This is a genomic window from Pseudomonas sp. NPDC087803, from assembly GCF_044742995.1.
GTDB lineage: Bacteria > Pseudomonadota > Gammaproteobacteria > Pseudomonadales > Pseudomonadaceae > Aquipseudomonas.
Genome location: NZ_JBIUVO010000001.1, coordinates 542,581 through 563,881 on the forward strand (window position 1 = coordinate 542,581; position 21,301 = coordinate 563,881).

The window sequence follows — 21,301 nt, forward strand, 5'->3', positions numbered from 1 at the left end:
GATTATTGATTTATTTGTTATAGGCATCGGCAGTTCCTTTAACGGTATTATTTCAAACGTCCTGCGTACCCGAAAAAAATTGGAAACTCTACCTGCGGTCACGGGCGATAGCCCTTTAACGGGGACAGACCACATTTTCGGAGTGCGTTCTAAACGTGGTCTGTCCCCATTTACCCCCCATTTACCCAAAAGAACGCCCCGTTATAGACGGGGCGCTTTTTATTTAGCGGGCAAAAGCATCGACTGTTTTAATCTGGCTTTTGACAGTTTTATTCGCTGCCAGCCTGGTCTACGCTGGGCAATTTGAAGGAGTGGAAGTTAAAGGCTATTTTCTCGCTATCCTCATCAACCAGCTCATACCGAATCCGATCCAGCCCACCTTCAACTCTCGACACGTAAAGATCCATGAACTGCGTCAAACCACCACCAAATCCCCGTAATTGCAAACCACCTATGTTAAAAAAAGTGATCGCTATATTCTTTGCTCCTGGATGCGAAGACACCGCCAGCGTCATCAACAAGTTGTAACTGGAAAGTTCATCTTCGGAGTCCAGATGAATACTTTCCACATAAACGTATTCGCGCAAAAGCCCATTTAACGCTTCGACATTACTCAATGGTTAACCCTCGTCTCATGTCCATTGTCACCCTTACCTGGCCCGTACTGATAGGTATGAGTATGAGGATCCGTGTGAAAGGTTTTGGGATCCGAAGGGTCGTTGCGCCCATGATCAGTGTAGTCCACACGTTTGACCATCCGCCCCCATTCATCATACTCAATCTTCGAGTATTCCAGCTTCCCCGTCCTGGGGTTGTATTTCTCCTGATTGATTTCTCTTGTGCCCGGGGTGACCTGCATGGGTTCATTTTTGTGCCAGGCCTTGTCCGGCAAAGCGGGCCCTGCCTTGATTCGAGCCCAATACTCATAGGCTTTGTTGATTTCGGCAGATCCGATTACCGACTCTGCCCCAGAAGGTCGAGGCCTGCCTACACCGGTGTAATTTCCAGCAATGCCACCGGCCACACCGGCTATTGCACCGAGCACCGGCTCCCATTGTCCGACCACGTCACTCAGCTTGACTATACTTTTCAATGCGCGATCAGTGAGCAGGAACTTGTAATCACTGCAGACCTGAGTCGTGCATTCCAGCTTGTTAAGTACACTCAGACCGGCAGAAATCTGACCCATTTGATCCTTCGCATAAGCAGCGCCCCCGGTCTTTAGTGCTTGATCCAGCAGTTCGTCGCTGAGTTCGCCAAATCCTCGTTCTTTCCAGGTTTTTACCTGACAACTTTGATCGCCATCACAACTGTTCATCCCCTCGACAAAATCACGCGCATCGCTGTGATTGAGGTTGTTATTGACGGTTGCATTGGCGGTCACCGTAGAAGCAATAGAAGCATCGCCACCGGTTACTGCGGCGGTCAAGACACCAATCAGTTGGGACGCGGCGATCAGTTTAGTGACGCCAGCCTGATAGGCAGGATCGCTCTTGTCGAGGCCCTTGGGCAGCAACTTATCGCCAAGAAAATCAACCAGGGCTTCGTTGGCGCCCGCCGCAATAGCACCTGTGCGGAAGTCGCCGCCCATCGCTTCTGCCATCAAGCCACCCAGTGCGGCGTGCATCACGACTTTGCTGACTTTGCCATTATCGAAAAGCGTGATGTCTCCGATCTTGTTGGCGGTGACTGCACCACCGATCGAAATGACCGATCCCAGCGCGGAAGCAAACAGGTTGTCCTGCAAGCTGCCACCCATGATCGCCGTTTTGGCCAACGCATCGAATGTCGCTTTCATCGCCACGCTTTGCGCACTGTTCAGATCAAACTTCAGATCAGTCGCGGTGTAACCGAACTTGGAGGCGATGCCTGCAGTGACGCCGGCCAACACGTAACCCTTGAGATTTTCCGATGACAGAACATCTTTGAACGTGTCACCCAAATTGCCCTTGTTGTTGATGCCACTCACAGCAGCCTGGCCAACCGCCGCCGAGAATGCTGCCGTCGCAGCAGCCGAAGCAGCTGCTGCAACCGTGGCGATTGTTGATGCCGATGCTCCCGCAGCGACGGCCGCAGTTGTCGCGGCCTGCCCCGCCGCCGCCCCAACGGTAGCTGCGGTGCCCGTACCGGCGGTCAATACCGTCACAATAATGATCACCGCCAGCATGGCTGCCGGTCCCATGCCGGAGTTGCTGTACTTGAACGACTCGTGAGTTTCCTTCACAAGGCGCCAATCCACATCACCGCGCTTCTCGGCGTCCTTGAGCCATGCTAGTCCAGGGTCGGCCTTGACCATGGCATCGATGGTCTGGCTGATCGAACTCTTGTTTATATCCCTGAGGTCGATATTCAAGCCTTCAACCGCATTGATCACGAGATTCCCGTTTGCAACCAGTTCGGTCTGACGCAAGGTTTCGTCGGTATTGCCGCGGCCTTTCGATGAACTCCAGACTGAGCTGGATTTGCTCTTCTCGTGGCTCTCCTGATGCAGGTCTTTGACACCTTCAAACGTAACAGAACCACCACTGGAGATGGTCAGGTCATTGCCACTGTCGAGTTTGGCAGCCTGGTAGTGTTGATCACCATTGCTGACCAGCACCATGTCTCCACCTGAGGTAATCACGCTGCCTATGTTATTGACCTTGGTGACTTCATCGCGCTTTGTTTTGCTGGAACCGAAAGATCCCTTTTTCTTTTTGTCGTACAGGGAATAGTCGGAGTCCTGAGCGGCCAGTATTTCGAGATCTTCGCCTGCAACCAGGTATGCCTCGTCCTCTGCGGTTATTCGGCTGGAGACTACGGTGAGATCTTTACCCGAGCTAAGCGCCAGGCTGCCACCTGCCGTCACTCCAGACATCACCTGGCTGACGTGATCTTCCTGGGTGGTAAGTTTTTTGCTCTTGGACAAGGAATGCTGCTCATCGGCCGCTGAGCTGACGATCAGATTCTCTACAGCCGACATGGAGACATCGCGTTTCGCATCGATCTGGCTGGCGATAACACCAAGATCACGACCTGCCTGCGCGGAAAAATCGCGCCCGGCGGTGACATTGGAACCCTGTTGGGTAATGTCGCTACTGTTGTGCCGGCTATCGTGGAAAACGCTATTGGTGACCTGAACAGCGGAAATATTCAGGTCTCGCTCCGCATCCAGCTTCATATCACGGCCGCTTTGCAATACCGCGCCCACGTTGTCTATGTTCCTGCCGGCGATGACACTCAGATCATTACCAGCCTCGATACGGGCAGCATTGTCCGCAAAATCGTGATGCTGGACGCCGTTTCGGGTATTGCTGTCGAGAGAGGTGATCGTGCGTTCGTTTACAACGTCACCGTTGACCGCCCTCACGCTCACATCACGCCCGCTAATGATCCCGCCGGACTTGTTGATAATGTCATTGGTCGCTAACAGATCCAGACGATTCCCCGCCTCGATCGAACCACTGTTGACCAGATCCTTACCCGCCGTCGCCGACAGATTATTCGTCGCCTTCAACGTCCCGACGTTGTCCAGGTTTTCACCGGCAATCAGCGTCACATCGGTACCGGCAATCAGCGCCCCGGTCGGGCCCAGACGACCATTGGCCTGGGCCAGATAAACCACCGGCACCAGCACTTTTTCGCCGTTCACTTCGTGCTCTTCGAGCCAGACGATGTCGTGGGTCAGCGCAGCGACTTGCTGCGAGGTGAGGCCGACGCCTACCGACAGGTTGAGTGCGTCCTTGCTGGCGATGGCGTTGTTCATCAGGTATTTGAACATGCCCTCGTTGGAGGTCTGACCGTCGATGAAAGCCTGACCGGTGCGTGCAGTGACGGCTTGCTGGATCAGACGTTGCTCGTAGAGACCGTCACCGAGGCGCTTGGCGCTCTGGTCGGGGTCATAGCCGAGCTTTTCCAGCAGGTAGTCGGAGCTCATGAACGACTTGAGGTCGGTCAGCACCGGGTTGGTTTCGATCAGGTATTTGTGCGCGTTGGACGGCGCCTTGGTGTCCGGCAGACCGGTGACGCGGGTCACCGGGCGGGTGTCGATCGACTCCCTGGCGTCGTTGCCACGGTCTTTCATACCCGGGCCGGCGGGTTTCACCGGCACGTTGACGTCGACCGTACTGGCGACAGCCTGCACCACGCTCGGGGTGCGGTGGAACGTATCCACTGCGCGTGTGCTGTCGGAGACTGCGGGCGGCGCGTCAATAAAAAGATTACGCGGGCCGCCACTGCTGCCCGCCACGACGTGCTCTTCAGTGACGACGGTTTGCCCGCCCACGGTCCAGGTCGGCGCCGGGCCAGTCGCGGCGACTGGCGCGGTATCAGCGGCGCCCTGCCCGCTCAGGCGGAACAGACCATTCTCCCCGGTTGGCAGGGAGAAGCCTGGCAGGGACAGTGGGTTGACTTGCTGTTGAGCCAGGTCCGGTGGCAGTTGGCTGTTGATGCGGATGACGGCAGTACCGGAGTTGCCGACGAGGGTATTGCCAACTTTGTTGGTACCGCCGGTAGAACCGTAGTCGTGATGGATTACGCTGTTTTCCAACTCTTCGGCAGCCATGATCGAGACGTTGCCACCGGCCTGAATAACCGCGTTGCGGCCTGTGTTTGTACTGGCGGCACCGGTGCTGTCCACGGCGACTTCAGTGACAGACTCCGGTTTGTACTGGGTCAACTGGGCAGGCAGCTCAACCAGATTGTCCGGGTTGTACAAAGATGGCGTGTTGGACTCGAAGCCATAGTTCAAGCCAGCCAGAGGAATGCCGTAACCATTAAGCGCGCTGACGACTTTGCCGGTTTCAGTGTCTGTCAGAGACACCACCTTATAAAAGTCACCGGCATATCGGATGGTGCTCGACTTTGCCAGCGCCTTTCGGACTGCGCCTGCTGCATCGATGTAATAAACATACGGGAAGTCAGGGTTATTACGCTGGTTGTAGGGTGTCACGGTGCTTGCAAAGAATCGTCCAGTACCACCATCGGTCATATTGAGAACGTACGTGCTTGTGCGCTCGATCGTTCCGCTTTTCGCGCCAATATTTTTCAGACTGTCAGCGGTGATATTGATGTTGCCACCTGCCGCGACGGTACTTTTGCTATTGAGAAAGGTACCGCCCCGGAAGACGAAGTCCTTACCAGCGTTGAGCATGGCCGAGGCACTGCTATCAGAGTCCGTACTTTGATAAAACTCTTTAGCCATCAGTGTGAAGACGTAATTGTCGCCACGGCAGTCATTGCAGATATTGGCGATATAACCCGAGATCAATTTGCGATCGCCCGACATCACCGGACCTTCGGTACGGTTCTCGAAAACATCGGCGTTGATTTCGAACCCACCACCGCTCTCCATCGAACCGGAGATGTTGTAGACCCCCGCCGCCCGCGCGGCGCCGCCGTAACCCTTGATGGCCACATTCCCCAACCCGTAGAAATCCCCGTTCTGGTTGGTCAGATTGCCCACACTCAGCGTCATGTCGTTGCCGCTGAAAATCAGCCCGCGATCATTGAGCAATGACGGCGTGTTGATGTTCAGGTTCTGCGCCGCACCCAGAGTGCCGTAGTTGATCACGCTGCCGGCGTTGACGGTCAGGTCTTCGCCGGAAGTGATGCGCCCGGCGTTGATGAGCTGCCCGCCGACACTGATGATCGAGGTCGCACCCACAGCAAAACTGCCGCTCGCGCCAATGTTCATCTGTGCAGCGGAGAGGTAAGTGCCGCGCTGGCTCGACAACCGGCCATTACCGCTGTAGCCGCCGCTCAACTGCATATCGATCAGGCCATCACTGGCGATCAAGCCGTCGTTGGTCCAGTTGCCGCCACGCACCTGCAAAAGATCCGAGGCCAGCAACTTGCCGTTGGCGCTCTGACTGAACTGCCGAACATTGACGTTCAAGGTTCCAGCCTGGATGACGCTTGAGTTGTTCCAGGTATCAGCATTGAGTTCCAGCAGCCCACCGGTGGTGATGCTGCCGCCGGCACCGATCACATTGGCCGTGGAAATTTCGAACTTGCCGCGGCCGACGTGGTTGAGTTGCCCGCCGTTATTGAGGAAGCTGCCGACGTTGACGGTCATGTCGGTGTTGGCGGTTTCCAGCACGCCGTTGCGGTTGTCGAGTTGGCCGCCGATCTGGAAATCGGTCTTGCCCCAGTTGCCCAGCGAGCGCAGACGACCATTCTGGTTGTTGACGCTGGCCGCTTTGACGGTGAGTTGCGTGTTGCTTTCAATCACACCCGCGACGTTGCTCAGTGCGCCGCTGAGGCCGAAGTCAATGCGCTCACCGGCAATCTGCCCGGCGCCGTTGTCCAGATTGGTGCCGCTGACGCTCACCAGACCTTTGGCATAAAGCACACCGCTACGGTTATCGAATCCGGCCGTGGTGATGTTCGCGTCCGTCGCTTGCGCGGAGATGCGTCCGCCGTTGTTCTCCAGCCCGGCCAGTGCCGAGAGCTTCAGGCCCTGTGCCTGAATAATGCCGCCCTGACGGTTGTTGTTGAGGTCGTAGCCATTGCGCAGCACCCCCACCGTGCGCGCTTCGAGTGCGCCTTTGATGCTGGACAGGATGCCGCCGCGGTTATCGATGTTGGCGGCGTTGATGCTCACATCGCCGTTTTGCGCGATGACTTTGCCGCTCTGGTTGTCGAGATCGCCGCTGATATCGAGGGTCAGGCCGTTTTCACTTTGCAGCGCGCCTCTGCCGTTACTCAGGCTCGCGGCCTTCAGTTGCAGGGCGGCGTTCTGGCTGTAGATCAAGCCGTCAGCGTTGTTGCGCACTGCGCCGCTGGCAGTGATTTGCAGCAGATCATTGGCGGCGAGGGTGCCCTTGTTGCTGTTGTCCAGCGACCCGGTCGACAGCTCCAGATTTTTCTGGCTGGCGATCTGGCCGTTCTGGTTGCTCAGGTCGGTCACGCCTTTGATCAGTAACGGCCCCGCGCCGGCCAGTCGGCCGCCGTTATTGTTGAGGTCGCCGCTGAGGTTAAGGGTGATCGCAGCGTTACTGGCGATCTGGCCGCCAGTGTTGTCCAGTCGCGACACCGTGGCGTTGATCGCCTGCTGCGCATTGATCGAACCGCCGACGTTGGTCAGCGCCATGCTCAGCAGATCCAGCGCGCCATCGCTGGCAATCAAGCCGCCCTGGCTGTTATTGAGCGCGCCGTTCAGCGTGAGGCTCTGCCCTGCTCCGCTGCTGAGAATGCCTTTGCTGCTGTTATCGAGGCTGCCGGCCTTGACGGTCAGGCTGCCCTCGGCGACCAGTGCGCCGGCGCCGCTGTTGAGCAACGCGTCTTTCAGATCGACCGCGACATCGCCGAGCTTGCTGGAGAGCGTGCCGCCGTCGCGGTTGTCGAGGCTGTCGCCGCTGACGCTCAAGCCCTGCCAGCCGGACAGCAAGCCCTTCTGGTTGATCAGCGAGGTGCCGCGCAGCAACAGTTTTTCACCGCTGATCAACTTGCCGGCGCTGTTGTTCACGGCGCGGGCGATGACCTCGAAACTCAGGTTGCTGGAGATCTCTCCGCGCTGGTTGTTCAGGTCGCGCAGACGCTTGAGGGTCAGCGTGCCTTTGGCCGTGAGCAAACCGTTCTGGTTATCGAGGTCACCGTTGGCCAGGTCGAGCGTGACAGCCTGGTCGCCCAACAGGCGCCCACCGTTCTGGGTCAACGAGGCCAGCGTAAGGTCGATGTCACCGCTGGCAGAGACTTCGCCACCGTTGCTGGAATCCAGACCGGTTGCGGTCAGCGTCAGGTTGCCCTTGCTGTTGATCAAACCGTTGTCGCGGTTGTTCAGCGCCATCGCATTGAGCGTGACCGCGCTGACACCCAACAGCGTGCCGCTCTGGTTGTTCAGGTCAGCACTGGTGACATGCAGCGCCTGCGCGGCACTGATCAGACCGCCGGCATCGTTGCGCAGCAGGCCATCCACGCTGAGCTCGAGGTCGCCACGGCTGACCAGACTGCCAGCGCTGTTGTTCAGACTGCCAGCCCGCACATCAATCGATGCCGCGCCGATCAGGCCTTTGACGTTGTCCAGCGCGTTGGCGATGCGCAAGGTCAGCCCCTGATTGCTCAGCAGCTTGCCGTTGCTGTTGTCCAGGGTTTGTGCGGCGAGGGTGAACGCCTCGGTGCTGGAGATCGTGCCGCCCTGGTTGTTGACACCATTGAGTTGCTTGAGCAACAGCGTGCCGGGCGCACTGATCACGCCGTTGATGTTGTTCAACTGGCCGTGGTTCAGGTCCAGGCTCAGGCGCGTGTTGCTGAGCAGCTTGCCGCCCTGCTGATCGAAGCCTGTCACCGACGCGGTCAGTGCGCCCTGACTGCCGATGCTGCCGGCATCGCTGTTAGTGACCTGCCCGGCGACGAGGTCAAGGGTGTCGGCGCCGCTCAGCGAACCGCTGCTGTTATCGAATGCGCCGGTGGTGACGGTGACTGCACCTTTGCCGCTGAGGGTGCCCTTCTGGCGGTTATCGAGGCCGCTACTGTTGAGCACCAAGGCGCCATCGGTGACGATCCGCCCGCCCTGGTTATCGACGTTGCCAGTGCTGTCGAGGGTCAGATCCGCCGCGCTGGACAGGCTGCCACCGGCGTTGCTCAGTTGTGCACTGGTGACGGTCAGCGCGCCTTCGCTGCTGACCTTGCCGAGGTGGTTGGTGAAATCGCCGCTGAGGTTCAGCAGCATGTCCTGCTGACTCAGCAGTTCACCGCCGCTGTTGTTCAGGGCAGCGCCTTGCACAGTCAGCAGCGTGCCCGCATCGATCAGGCCCTTGTTGCGATTGAGCAGTTGATCGACCGTGAGCGTCAGCGCCTTGCTGGTAAAGAGTTTGCCGCCATCGCTGTTGTCGAGTTTTTTGCCGGTGAGCGCCAGGTCGCTGTTGGTGGTGATTTCGCCACCACGGTTGTCCAGCTCATCGACCGTCAGGGTCATGGCTTTGGTCGAACCGAGCAGGCCGCCCTGACGGTTGTCGAGGCTGTCGGCGCGCAGTTTGAGCACACCGGTGGCGATCAATTGACCGTCCTGGTTGTTCAGGCTTTTGACCTGAACGGATGCATCGGACTTGCCGGCAATACTGCCCTGCTGATTGAGCAATGCATCGGCGGTCAGCGTCAGTTCACCGTCGGCGATGAGTGTGCCGGACTGGTTGTTCAAGGTCTTGTCGGTGGTCAGCAGCAGTGGGCCACGACTACTGATCAGGCCATCCTGGTTGTCGAGGCTGCTGGAGTGGCTGTCGAGCGCAGCCGCGGAAATAATGCCTTTGAGGTTATTCAGCGCTTGAGCAATGCGCAGTGTCAGCCCTTGCTGGCTGATCAGCTTGCCGCTGCTGTTGTCCAGATCATTGGCTGCGAGCGTGAACGCTTGCTGACTGGAGATCTCGCCATTCTGGTTGTTCACGCCATTGAGGTTCTTCAGCAGCAGCGTGCCGGGCGCATTGATCAAACCGTTCTGGTTGTTCAACTGACCGTGGTTCAAGTCCAGCGACAGGCTGGCCTTGCTGAACAACTCACCGCCCTGTTGATCCAGCCCGCGCAGCGACACGTTCAGCGCCTGCTGACTGGCGATCCGCCCGCTGGCGTTATTGACCTGCGCTGCGTCGAGGTCCAGCGTCGCGCCACTGATCAGGCGCCCGCCCTGGCTGTTATCGACATCGCCGGTGGCGATACGGCTGGCGCCATTGCCCGAGACCAGACCTTTACGGCTGTTATCCAGACTGGCGCTGTTGAGGGTCAAGGTGCTCTCGGTGCTGATCGAACCGGCCTGGTTGAGCACTGCCCCGCTGCTGGTGATCCGCAGGACGCCGGCGCTGCCCAGAATCCCGGCGCTGTTATCGATACGCCCGACATTGATGGTCAGCGCACCTTCGCTGCTGAGAGTGCCTTGCGTGTTGATCAGGGCATCGTCGAGAGTAATCACCAGGCCTTTGAGGCTGTCGAAGCGCCCGCCGCTGTTATCCAGGCTGTTGCCGATCAGCGCGGTTGTGCCCTTGGCGCTGATCAGGCCTTTGCTCTGGTTGATCAGTTTCGCCACGGTCAGGCCCAGGTCGGTGCCGGCAAGCAGCTTGCCGCCATCGCTGTTGTCCAGGCGCTGGCCCTTGATGTTCAGCAGCAGGCTGCTGGAGATTTCGCCGCTGCGGTTGTCGATGTCATCAACATTCAGTGTCAGCGCTTTTGTAGTGCCGACCAGGCCGCCGTTGCGATTGTCGAGGGTTTTGCCGGTCAGGCTCAGATTACCCTGAGCGACCAATGCACCACCCTGTTGTTGCAGCAGGCCGATGGTGGCCGTGAGATCGACCTGACTGGAGATCCGCCCTGCGCCGTTCTGTACCTCGCCGGCCTTGAGGCTGAGCGGGCCAACGGCGCTGAGCAGTCCGCCGCTGTTGTCCAGACGCGTGCCGGTGAAGGCAATACCGGCCTTGCCGGTGATCTGGCCTTTGTCGCGGTTGTCGAGACGGTCGACGTTCAGCGTCACCTGCTGATCGGCCTGAATCACGCCTGCGCGGTTGTCTGCCGTATCGCTGCGCAGTGCCAGTGTGGTTTTGCCGATGACTTTGCCGTCGCGGTTGTCGAGACTGCCGGTTTGCGCATCGATGGTGCCCTTGGCCGTGATCTCGCCTTTGTTGCGGTTGTCGAGCAAGCCGCGCACCCGCAAGGTCAGGCCACCGTCACTGACCACCACACCGCCATCGCGGTTATCCAGGCTCGCCACCTGCAGATTCACTGACTGGCCGGAGCCAAGCACGCCGTCACGGTTGTCCAGCGCACCGCTGAGGTCAATGTTCAGCCCCAGATCGCCGAGGATCTGACCGCTGCGGTTATTCACCCCGGCAGCGTTGAACCGGGTGACGCCGCTGCTGGAAACCTCACCGTGGCTGTTGTCCAGTTGGCCAAGATTGCCGTTCAGGTTGCCTGCGCTGTGAATCAGTCCTTGCGTGTTGAATAGCTGATTGGCGCTGACGTTCACTGTCGCGGTACCGAGCACACGGCCGGCATTGCGGTTGTCCAGTGTGGTCGCGCTGACCGTCGTGGTTTGAGCGCTCAACGTACCGCCCTGGTTGTTCAGGGTTTGCGCAGTGGCGACCGTGAGACTGCGGCTCGCCACCAGACTCTTGCCGCTGTTGTTGAGGTTCTGCGCGCTCAGGCTCAGATCACCGTTAGCGTTGCGTCCGCCGTCGGCATTGACCCCGGCCTCGATGACACCCGCATTGGTCAATTGTCCGCCGGCGCTCAGGGCAATACTGTCGCGGGCGGCCAGGGATTGCTGGTTGGTCAGATTGCCTTGGGTTTGCACGTTCAATGCCGTGCCGGCATACACCGGCCCACGCGCATCGAGACTGGCCGCCTTGACGTTGACTGCGCCGGCCGCCGAGGTCTCGGCCAGGCTCAATTGGCCGTTTGCATCGAGTTGAATATCGCCACCGCTGGCGATCAGTTTGCCGTCGAGCTTCACCCCGACCCCGGCCTCGGTGCCGACCAGTTTGATCGCCCCGGCGTACATCCCGCCGAGGGCCGAGGAGTCGATCGCCAGTTGTGGCTTGGCGCTGCCGTCATCGGCGCGGGCCGCGGCGCTCAAGGTCTGCGCGTTGACGTCGTTGCGCCCGGCAACGATGGTCAGGTTCTGCGCTTGGAGTTGCGCGTTGATTTTCGCGCTGCGGGTGATGATTTCGAAACGATCGACGTTGCTCGCGTTGAGGCCTGCACCTTCGATGGCGACGCTACCCTGGTCGACCTGGAAACGCTCAAGTCGCCCATTGTCCAGCACCGGTTTACCAGTGGTCAGCGTAACGCGTGGCGAATTGATGAAACCGCAGCCGTTGCAGGTAATGCCATACGGGTTGGCGACAATCACCCGCGCCGACTGCCCCGCCACCTCGGTATAACCGCGCAACTGACTCGGGTTGCCACCGATGACTTCGTTGAGAATCGTCTGCGCCGAACCGCTGTATTTCAGGTTCGGGTTATCGACGATGTGCCCGCCCAACTGCGTGACAGTATTCTGCGTCGAGCCGTTGTTGAGGATCAGGCCCTGCGCGGTGACGTTGTAATCCTGAAACTGGTTATGCGACAGACCACTGCCATTGGGCGTGGCGATGTTGATGATCGGCACGCCATTGCCGGCTCGATCCAGCGAGGTGTTCGGATTGGCCACGACGATGCCGTCGGCCTGCGCCCACATTGGCTGCCAGAACATGACGTTCGCCAGCAGGAACGCCAACCCGCGCTTGGGCATGCCCCAGAAGGACTCACGGCTTTTCACGGCCGCAGAAGGCTGGCCTGCAAGGAAGGCAAACTGACGAACATCCATGTCGATGATCTCGAAGAGTTGTTATTAGATGAAGAAGTCGAGGCGGAAGTAGATCGGCGCTTCGCGCTCGGTCAGCACATCCGGGCGTTCCAGGGAGTGGGCAAAAGTCACGCTGGCAGCCACGTGTTCACCACGGGCAAACAGTTCCAGCGAGTTGCTGGACATGCGCCCGTGTTGATCGCCGTTGTAACGATCGCCGCGAATCACACCCTGGTCATAACCGAGGCTGCTGCCGTATTCGGCGAACACCGGGCGCAGCCATTCGGCCGTCACCGGGCGGCTCCAGCGCAGATCGTTGCGCCAGTAACCGCCGCTGTCGCCGGACAACGATTGATCCTTGTAGCCACGGATCGACGCAGAGCCGCCGAGACTGGTGCGCTGCGGACTGAACAGCACATCCTCGCTGCGCTGGCCGGTCATCAGGCTGCTGAAACTGAACGATTCGCCCCACAGCTTGAACGGTTGCAGGTAGCTCAGCGTCGCGGTGTATTTGCGGTAGCGTGCATCCGGTTCGCCCGGGCCCGGATCGTGGCTGCCCTGCGCGTCGAACGCGCCGATGCCTTCCTGCAGGCCGGCGTCGAAGTTGACGAAGGCGCTGCCGATGCGGCGACCGTGGTTGAAACCGAACTGCGCTTCGCTGATGCGGTTACTGCTCAGTCTGAGTTTGCTGTCTTCGATGTAGTTGTTGGTGCGCAGGTAAGACAAACCGGCGCTGAGCGAGGTCTTGCTCACCGCGTCGCGATGGATCACCCGTTCGGCGCGCAACTGATGGTTTTCGCTGTCGCCGGTCTGCTTGAAGTTGTAGCCGTTGGCAGCGATCTGCGAGCGGTAGTCACTCTGGCTGTAGGTGTAGCTGAAGTTCCACCAGCCCCACGGCAGGTTGTAATTGAGCATGGCGTTGCTCGAGGTGTGCTGGTGATCGGTCATTGCATCGTGACCGCCACGCAAGCTCAACTGATCCGCCAGGCCCAGCGGGCTGTCCCAGTCGAACGAAGTGCCCCACTGCTGCTCACCGGTGCTGCGCTGGCCATCGTTGCTGCGCGACAGCCCGGCACGCCAGGGCTTCTGCGGGTTGTTGGTGACCAGCACGTTGCTGCCACCGACGTTCTTGCCCGGCGCCAACTCCATCTTGGCCTGGTTCGACGGCAGGCGATTGAGCTGATCGACCATCTGCTCGATCTCGCGCAGATTGACCAGCTCGCCGCTCTTGCCGGGAAACGCCATCGCCAGTTCACGCTCCGAGAGCTTGCTGTTCTCGGCGCCCTTCAGGCCTTCGAGCCTGCCTTCGACCACCAGCACTTTCAGATGTCCCCCGGACAAGTCCTGCTGCGGCAGATAGGCGCGGCTGGTGACCAGGCCTTTCTCGAGGTAATGGTCGGTGATGACTTTCAGCAGCTCGTTGAGCTGCGGCACGCCGAGGCACTGGTCGATGTAGGGCTTGAGCAGACGGGTCTTGTCGCTGTCCGGGAGACTGTCCGCGCCCTTGAGTTCGATGTCTTTGATCGGGAAACAACGGGTGTCGGCGGGCGCCGTCGGCTGTACCGGCTTGGCGTCTTTGCCGGGCAATTCCTTGAGTTCTTCAAGACGCCGCTGCTGCTCTTCAAGCAGGCGATTCTGCCGCTCGCGGATCAGATCGGTCTCACCGGGAGTGGGGGCAGCCGAGGCTACCTGGAGTGGAGAAAGGCACAGCAACGCTACGCACAACCTCGCCGCAAGGGCGGGTGAGGACATGTTCGATCCCTCGACACAAAAGTGACATCAAAATAGTGGCGCGATATTAGATGGCCATCATTTTGACGTCAAACAATCGTTTCGACCGCTTGTCGGGTTTGTATCAAGGAATAAACAAAAGAAACGGGTGCCATCACAACATAAAAAAGGGGCATCCATTGTTCGGAAATGGATGCCCCCTTTTTACGCACGCTGACTCAACCGCGAATACGGTGCTCAGTGAACTCGTAGTCTTCTTGGCAATCACCCGAAGGGTCCTTCGCCACATTGACATAATGCACCGTGTCGGCATCGATCAGCGTGTAGGTGTAGATATCGGGCAGGGGCACGCCGGCGGTTCGCAACTCGTTCTTGCCATTGGCCGCCTTCCAGATGCCGTGTTCGGTCTGGATCGGCTGGGTCTGCTGGGCATCTCGGAAGAAAGTAATGTTGAAGGTGCCGTCAGGTTTAAAGTTGTTTTTCCAGGAGAGGAACTGGCATTTGCCGTTTTCCGAGCGCATACCTTTCCATGCACCGATCAGGGATGGATCGTTAACCGGTTTGTTGGCGGCACAGCCACCCAGTGTTGCAGCCAGGACCATGAGGGCCAGGCAGAGATTGCGTTTCACTTGGCATTTTCCTTTCTTCAACTGAATCCAATGCATCGCGTATGCAAGATCAACCTGTTACAGGAATGCGCTGCTGGGGTTGGGTAACGTCGTAAACGTGCTGCTCGCAGAGATCACCGGAGAACTGGAATTCCACCTGGTACACCTTGCCCTGTTGCGGAGTGAAGGCGCTTTTCAGCGGCCCACAGGTATAAATGCCGGCGCTCACCCGGCTGCTCGAATACCCCGAGACCTCAAACGGCTTGCCGGCATCGGCCTGTGCTTCCAGTTGCGGAAAGCGTTTGACCGTGGCGCTGTTGGCCACTTCGTTGAGTTTGGCGATCCAGCCGAACACCTTGGCTCGACCTGAATCCACAACGGTGCCGAGCACTTCCATGCGGCGGTCAGGATCATCGGCGCGGCGAATGGAAAACTCCACCGGATAGGTGCCGCCAGATGATTTCATGATGACTTTGGCGTGCTGGGCATCCACCTGCACCTGGTCTTGATGCAACTGGATACCGTCTTTCAGCAGGCTGGGGGAAGAGTTACGCACATTGGAATGGCAGCCTGGCAGCGCGAGCAGCAGGGTCAACGTCACAAGCACACGTTTATTCACGCGAGAATCTCTATTGAACAAGCAGGACGGGGAATGACACCAAAACAACGCCGCGATATTAGATGGCCATCATTTTGACGTCAAACCTATGTTGCGCTCGCCTGCCCGTGTTCAACTCCTGTCTTCGTACGGGCGACCGGGCAGGCGCTGCCGTGCGCGCTTTTGCGCTTCACAGGGTGATTTCCATCTAAACCAGCGTGTGATTGCACCTACAACTGTGCTCGCGCAAAGAACCTCAAGCGACATCGCAGCACCTGCATACAAGTGGCGGCGCTCGATTGCGCGGATAGTCAATCCTGCTTTCACCCCCTATTGCGCCCCCACTCAAGCAAGGAGTTTCCATGAGCACATTCACCACCGATGACGGCACACAGATCTATTTCAAGGACTGGGGCAGCGGCAAGCCCGTGTTGTTCAGCCACGGCTGGCCGCTGGATGCCGACATGTGGGAATACCAGATGGAGTACCTGAGCAGTCGCGGCTACCGCACGATTGCCTTCGACCGCCGTGGTTTCGGGCGCTCCGATCAACCATGGACCGGCTACGATTACGACACTTTCGCCGATGACATCGCGCAACTGATCAACCACCTCGACCTGCGCGACGTCACGCTGGTCGGTTTCTCCATGGGCGGCGGCGACGTCAGCCGCTACATCGCCCGCCACGGCAGCGAGCGCGTTGCCGGGCTGGTGTTGCTCGGTGCGGTGACGCCGTTGTTCGGCAAGAAGGCCGACTACCCGCAAGGCGTCGATAATTCGGTATTCGACGGGATCAAGGCCGGCCTGCTCAAGGATCGCGCGCAGTTCATCGCGGATTTCGCCGCGCCGTTCTACGGTACCAATCAGGGGCAGAAAGTCTCCGACGGCGTGCTCACGCAAACCTTGAACGTCGCCCTGCTCGCCTCGCTGAAAGGCACCGTGGATTGCGTCACCGCGTTCTCGCAAACCGACTTCCGTCCGGACATGGCAAAGATCGACGTGCCGACCCTGGTGATCCACGGCGATGGCGATCAGATCGTGCCGTTCGAAACCACCGGCAAACAAGCGGCGGCACTGATCAAGGGCGCCGAACTGAAAGTCTATGCCGGCGCACCGCACGGTTTTGCCGTGACGCACGCGCAGGCGCTGAATGAAGACCTGTTGGCCTTCCTGAACCACTGATGCGCCGCGCTGACCGGGCGCATACCCGGTCAGCGCACGTTGCGATACAACATCAAACGTGCGCTTTCGTGCAGCCCCCGAGTCAGCTCCACCAGGCGCTGGAATTCCTCGGGGTTTTGCCCGGCGACGTTATCCAGCGGCGTGCTCGACGCCAGGTCATGCAGGGTCGGCGAGCTGCCGTCATGTTGCATTTGCAGGAGGAAATCCTTGGTCACCCCGCCAATCAGCGGGAACGTGCCCTCGCGCAGCACCAGCGGCACCACACGCTCACCTTCCGGCGCCGGTTGCTGGACATCGCGGCCCATCGCGCCGTTGCTGAACGGCACGCCGGCCATCCCCGCCACCGTCGGCAGCAGATCCGTCAGCCCCACCGCTTCCTCGATAACCTTGGGCGCCAGCAGCCCCGGAGCATGAATCAGCATCGGCACATGATTGCTTTCCAGGCCCAGTTGCTCGAACGCCGGCGGCATGTGCGGGATCTGGCTGATGCGCGTGTTGTGGTCGCCGAAGAACACAAAAATCGTGTTGTCGTAATAGCCGCCGGCCTTGGCCAGTTCCATCAATTTACCGATATTGAAATCCAGCAGGCGCACCGCGTTGTACTGCTCGACGCTGCGCGAACCGGCAGCCTGCACCTGCTCCAGTGACAGGTTGCTGACCTCGAAGCCATCGTTGTCCTTGGGGATGGTGAACGGCCGATGGTTACCCGAGGTTTGCACGTAGGCGAAGAACGGTCGGTCCTTGGGCAGGTCGCGCAGGATGCGGTCGCTCTCCTTGAACAGATCCAGATCGGAGATACCCCACACGTCCACCAGCGGCGAACGCCAGTCACTTTCCTGATACAGACGCACGCCGTCGATGCTCTGCTGGATCAGCGCATTGATATTGGCCCAGCCAGCGTTGCCGCCGATCATGTAGAGCTTTTGATAATCGGTGAACGCATTGATCAGCGTGTGCTGGCGGGTGATCAGCGGATGGCGCGTTGCGGTTTCGCGGCGGGTCACGTCGGGAACGCCGGTGATGCTCGCCCACACGGTTTTCGCGGTGCCAGTGACCGGCACGTAGAAGTGCTTGAAGAACCAGCTACGCGTCGCCAGTTGATCGAGGTTTGGCGTCGGGTTCAACGGATTGCCGTAGGCGCCGACAGCGCTGGTGCCGAGCGATTCGAGCATGACGAACATCACGTTCGGCGTGCCCTGCAGCCGATACGGCTGCACGCCTTGCTGACGTTCGAACGTCAGACTTTGCGGGTCCGGTCGATCCACGCCCAGATAGCGGGCAATCAACGGATAGTGCTCGCGCACCTGCGCCTCATCGAATTGCGCCTGCCCGGTTTTCAGCGTGTCGTAGAGGAACAGCACCGGGTTCAGACCGACTGCGGCGAGCTGCGCGTTACCGGAGAAGAACGCATCGCTCCAGCGCAACGGCACCGGGTTTTCCAGGTTGAGATTGTCGAACCGACCGAGCAGCGCCAGTAGCACCACGACCACCCCCAGCCCGGTTCCGAGTACCAGCGACGGACGCCGGATAACCTTGGGTGCACGGGCCAGCGTCGCGCGTTCAAGCTGCAAAAAACCGTAGAAACACACGCTCAGTGTCGCCAACCAGCCGAGGGCGATCCACAGCACCGGATAGGTTTCCCGGACCATCTGCTGCGAGATCTGCGCGTCTTGCAGATAACGCAGCACCGTGGCGTTGATTCGCACGCCGAGATAGGCGTAATGACCGAAATCGATGATGTACAGCAGACCAATCGCACCGAGCGCCAGCAGCCAGTAAACCCGTGCGAACCAGCGCAACCACGGCAACCGCATGAGGTTCCAGCGCGGCAGCCAGGCCAGCAGCGCCAGCGGCAGGATCAGCAACACGGCGAGGCGCAAGTCGAAGCGCAAACCGATACCTAGGGTTTCGCGCAGTGCCGGGTTGTCGAAGAACTCGCTGGGCGCGATCCCGGAAAACCCCAGCACGAACACCAGCCGGAGCACGGCAAACAACAAGAACGCCAAACCTGCCGCACCCACGCCGTAGCGCAGGCGTCGCGATTGCAACCAGCCCATCATTGACCTCAGTGTCATTGGTTCAAATAGAAGATGTCGCGCCCGCCGGTGCGACTCGCCACAGACGCCAGACCTCGCGCAGGCACAGCGCCGCGCCGGCGACCAGGCAGTAACCCAGCAGCAGTGGGTCGATCAGGTAATCCCAGTAGTTTTCCGAAGCCTTGAGACGCAAGGCGAACGCCAGCGTACCCAGCGCCAGCATCGACACTGCCAGTGTGTTGCGCAGCCACAACAGCGCCAATGCCAGCAGGCCGATACAGACGATCATCGGCTGCGGGTTGAAGCCCCAGCGGTACGGATCGAAATAGGTCAGGCCCATCGTCGCCGGGTACAACAGCGCGGTCAGTGCGATGAACAGCACCAGCACTTGAACCCGCGCCGACAGCGTCTGCTTCTTGACCACGCCGAGCCGGACCAGACTGGCCCAGCCGAGCAACACCAGCGTGGTGATCGCCAGATCATCGGTAACACTGCGCAGGTAAGCCGCCAGCGGCAGATCGCTGACCGGAGCAAAGCTGACCGCCGCCAACAGCGGCAACAACCATGGGCGCCAGCGTTGCGTGCATTGCAACGAGCCGAGCAAGACAAAACCGAGCAGGATGAACGTCAAATGGGCTTGCCAGAGAATCAGCATCACAGGCGCTCCGCCAGCCACGCTTCATTGAAGCTGACATGTTTGATGAAGGTGTTATTCCACGAATACACCAGGTGATAGAGACCATCGCTGCCGCGACTGAAGTACGGGTATTCGTACTCGAAATCACAGCCCTGCGGCTTGCACACCCGGTAGTCCAGATTGCTCAGAAAGCGTTGTTCCAGCGGCAAGCGCCGGGCACCGCTGGAAGCGCGAAAGCCTTCGCCGATGATCGCTTTGTAGGCTTCGGGGGCGAACGGCTGGCCGAGCGGATCGGGCGATTGATCGAGTTCGATCACGTTGCGCCAGTGGTTCAGGCTGGCATCAGTGCCATAGAGGCTGAGCTTGAAGCGCCCGTCCTGCAGATCATTCAGCGCCACCAGCAAGCCGTTGTCGTCGGTGCCGACAGCGGCCAGCGAAGAATTGGGGTTGGCCGGTTCCAGCGGGTACGGCTCGCTCCAGGTCTGCCCGGCGTCCTCGGTGCGGCTGGCCAGCACGCGGTGATGGGTGTCGCCGGCATAGCGCAACATGGCCACGGCACGTTTTCCGTCCAGCGGCACAATGGTCGGCTGCAACGAATGCTTGCCACGGCTGATACGGAATTTGTCGATCACCGCGCCGTCGGCGCTCAGGTACAGGTACTCGGCGAATTTGCCCATGAACTCGTGATACACCGGCAGGCCGATCGAGCCGTCGGCATGGAACACCGGCGCGGCGCGCACCAGCGTGCTGATGTTGAAAAACGGTGAGGTAATCAACTGCCGTGGCGCCGACCAGTTGCGCCCGAAATCATCCGAGACCATCACGTTGATCGCACTGGTGGCCCAGCCGCCCACGGATACCGAGACATAGAACATCCACAATCGTTGATCCGGCGCGAGGGCAATCACCGGGTTGCCCAGTTTGCGGATGTAGCGCTGGGTGCCGTCGCGGGTTGATTCGCGGGTGGCCAGCACCTGCTCGGCGCCCCACTCCGCGGTGTCGGCGTCATAGCGGGCGGTACGGATCTGCACGTCGGCAGCGCCTTCGCGGGAACCGGCAAACCACACCGCCATCAGGTCACCGCCCGGCAGCGCGGTCACCGACGATGAGTGCACGAAATCATTCAATTGCGAGGAGACGAAGCGACTGTTGTACAGCGGTTCCGGTGCCTGCAGCGAGGCATCGACCGGCGGCGTCGCCACGGCAAACGGTGCCAGCACATGGGCCGGATGACTGCGCCAGGCGCCCCAGAAAATCAGGCTCACGGCCAGTCCGCCAAGGACAAATTTCAAGCGATCGGGAAGCGCACGCATAGTCGACTCACGGCAAAAACAGGATGGAGGGCAATCGGCAAACATCCCTGTCAGCGCGGCGAATCGTCCGGCAAGTGGCGCCGGCGTCCGGTGAGCATCGACAACGGCAAGTTGTCGCGAACCAGAAAACTTTCGAACAGCGCGGCGGCGATGTGCAGACACACCAGCACCAGCAAGCTGTCGACGGCGGTTTCGTGCACCTGCAACGGCCAATCGGCGCCCCACAAGGCGTCGACTTCTTCCATGGCCCAGCCGCTAATTCCGGCGATAAACATCGCCAGTAACATCAACAGCATCACCAGCGCGCCAATCGGCGAATGCCCGAGACGATGCTCGGGCCGTCCGGCAATCAGCGAGCGCGCATGGGTGATCAGCCGCGTCGGCGTCGGCCAGAAATCCGCCCAACGTGCACTGCGCGGCCCGACGAATCCCCACACCAGCCGCACCAGCAGCCAGCCCATGGCGTAATAGCCGAGCCACACATGCCAGTCATCATCGGCTTCATTGAAGAAGTAATTGGCGACGAAGACGCCCGCGATGGACAGATGAAACAGCCGCACCACGGGGTCCCAAAGGCGCAGGGACGCGCTCGGCATCAGCCCTTGATCTCGGTTTTCACCGCTTTGCCGCTGACCGGGTCGTGGTAGATCTCGACCTTGCGCTTGTCCTTGTCGAAGCCGTAGATCTCGTAGCAGTTGCCGTCGGTGACCTTGAATTTGCTGATCTCGTAGCCCTGAGCCTTGAGTTGTTCCTGAAAGGCTTTCTGGTCTTGCCATTGCGAGCGTTCGGCGGTGGTGCATTGCGGGCCGGCGACGGCCAGCGGGCTGGCAACGATGAGGGACAACAGCAGAAGTTTGCGCATGGAAACACTCTCGCTCGATGAGGAAGGCCTCACTGTGCAAAAGCAACCTTAGCCGAAGCTTAGTTGGCAACGAGTCGTTACATCTTTC

At 59.7% G+C, this 21,301-nt stretch carries 11 protein-coding genes; 1 reads left to right on the forward strand and 10 read right to left on the reverse strand.

Annotated elements, in window-relative coordinates; genetic code table 11:
* Positions 1-269 precede the first annotated feature (269 nt).
* The 5 genes from ACIOUG_RS02280 to ACIOUG_RS02300 form a co-directional block, all read right to left on the reverse strand.
* Positions 270-617: a hypothetical protein gene (locus tag ACIOUG_RS02280; protein WP_401062177.1), complete on the reverse strand. Its 348-nt coding sequence runs from the start codon at positions 615-617 to the stop codon at positions 270-272.
* Positions 614-12,268, reverse strand: coding sequence for a filamentous hemagglutinin N-terminal domain-containing protein (locus tag ACIOUG_RS02285; RefSeq protein ID WP_401062179.1), 11,655 nt, complete (start codon positions 12,266-12,268; stop codon positions 614-616). Before ACIOUG_RS02285 ends, ACIOUG_RS02280 begins: the two co-directional genes overlap by 4 nt.
* Before the next feature lie 24 nt (positions 12,269-12,292).
* The gene (locus tag ACIOUG_RS02290; RefSeq protein ID WP_401062180.1) at positions 12,293-13,999 is read right to left on the reverse strand and encodes a ShlB/FhaC/HecB family hemolysin secretion/activation protein; all 1,707 of its coding nucleotides are present in this window, start codon (positions 13,997-13,999) and stop codon (positions 12,293-12,295) included.
* Positions 14,000-14,196: 197 nt separating this feature from the next.
* Positions 14,197-14,607: a hypothetical protein gene (locus ACIOUG_RS02295; RefSeq protein ID WP_401062182.1), complete on the reverse strand. Its 411-nt coding sequence runs from the start codon at positions 14,605-14,607 to the stop codon at positions 14,197-14,199.
* A 49-nt stretch (positions 14,608-14,656) separates the two neighbouring features.
* Positions 14,657-15,205, reverse strand: coding sequence for a hypothetical protein (locus ACIOUG_RS02300; protein WP_401062183.1), 549 nt, complete (start codon positions 15,203-15,205; stop codon positions 14,657-14,659).
* 341 nt (positions 15,206-15,546) lie between these two features.
* On the opposite strand from ACIOUG_RS02300, the gene ACIOUG_RS02305 reads away from it, so the two are divergent.
* On the forward strand, positions 15,547-16,365 hold the full coding sequence (locus tag ACIOUG_RS02305) for an alpha/beta fold hydrolase (protein ID WP_401062184.1): 819 nt from the start codon (positions 15,547-15,549) through the stop codon (positions 16,363-16,365).
* A 29-nt stretch (positions 16,366-16,394) separates the two neighbouring features.
* Here the strand turns inward: ACIOUG_RS02305 and ACIOUG_RS02310 are convergent, their stop codons facing one another.
* From ACIOUG_RS02310 to ACIOUG_RS02330, 5 genes are read right to left on the reverse strand one after another with little or no spacing between them, the layout of a single operon-like run.
* Positions 16,395-18,422, reverse strand: coding sequence for an LTA synthase family protein (locus tag ACIOUG_RS02310; protein ID WP_401062186.1), 2,028 nt, complete (start codon positions 18,420-18,422; stop codon positions 16,395-16,397).
* Between the two features lie 22 nt (positions 18,423-18,444).
* Complete coding sequence (locus tag ACIOUG_RS02315; RefSeq protein ID WP_401062187.1) at positions 18,445-19,056, reverse strand: hypothetical protein; 612 nt, start codon at positions 19,054-19,056, stop codon at positions 18,445-18,447.
* Positions 19,056-20,351: an exo-alpha-sialidase gene (locus ACIOUG_RS02320; RefSeq protein WP_401062189.1), complete on the reverse strand. Its 1,296-nt coding sequence runs from the start codon at positions 20,349-20,351 to the stop codon at positions 19,056-19,058. Before ACIOUG_RS02320 ends, ACIOUG_RS02315 begins: the two co-directional genes overlap by 1 nt.
* 50 nt (positions 20,352-20,401) lie before the next feature.
* A complete protein-coding gene (locus tag ACIOUG_RS02325; protein WP_401062190.1) occupies positions 20,402-20,947 on the reverse strand; it encodes a cytochrome b/b6 domain-containing protein in 546 nt (181 codons plus the stop codon).
* On the reverse strand, positions 20,947-21,213 hold the full coding sequence (locus tag ACIOUG_RS02330) for a PepSY domain-containing protein (RefSeq protein ID WP_007960465.1): 267 nt from the start codon (positions 21,211-21,213) through the stop codon (positions 20,947-20,949). The genes ACIOUG_RS02325 and ACIOUG_RS02330 overlap by 1 nt, the downstream gene beginning before the upstream one ends.
* Positions 21,214-21,301: the final 88 nt, after the last annotated feature.

What these genes read in the sequence shown, in the direction of transcription:
- ACIOUG_RS02285 (WP_401062179.1), bottom strand. Translation starts at nt 12,268, where the DNA reads ATGGATGTTCGTCAGTTTGCCTTCCTTGCAGGCCAGCCTTCTGCGGCC.
- ACIOUG_RS02290 (WP_401062180.1), bottom strand. Translation starts at nt 13,999, where the DNA reads ATGTCCTCACCCGCCCTTGCGGCGAGGTTGTGCGTAGCGTTGCTGTGC.
- ACIOUG_RS02305 (WP_401062184.1), top strand. Translation starts at nt 15,547, where the DNA reads ATGAGCACATTCACCACCGATGACGGCACACAGATCTATTTCAAGGAC.
- ACIOUG_RS02310 (WP_401062186.1), bottom strand. Translation starts at nt 18,422, where the DNA reads ATGGGCTGGTTGCAATCGCGACGCCTGCGCTACGGCGTGGGTGCGGCA.
- ACIOUG_RS02315 (WP_401062187.1), bottom strand. Translation starts at nt 19,056, where the DNA reads ATGCTGATTCTCTGGCAAGCCCATTTGACGTTCATCCTGCTCGGTTTT.
- ACIOUG_RS02320 (WP_401062189.1), bottom strand. Translation starts at nt 20,351, where the DNA reads ATGCGTGCGCTTCCCGATCGCTTGAAATTTGTCCTTGGCGGACTGGCC.
- ACIOUG_RS02325 (WP_401062190.1), bottom strand. Translation starts at nt 20,947, where the DNA reads ATGCCGAGCGCGTCCCTGCGCCTTTGGGACCCCGTGGTGCGGCTGTTT.
- ACIOUG_RS02330 (WP_007960465.1), bottom strand. Translation starts at nt 21,213, where the DNA reads ATGCGCAAACTTCTGCTGTTGTCCCTCATCGTTGCCAGCCCGCTGGCC.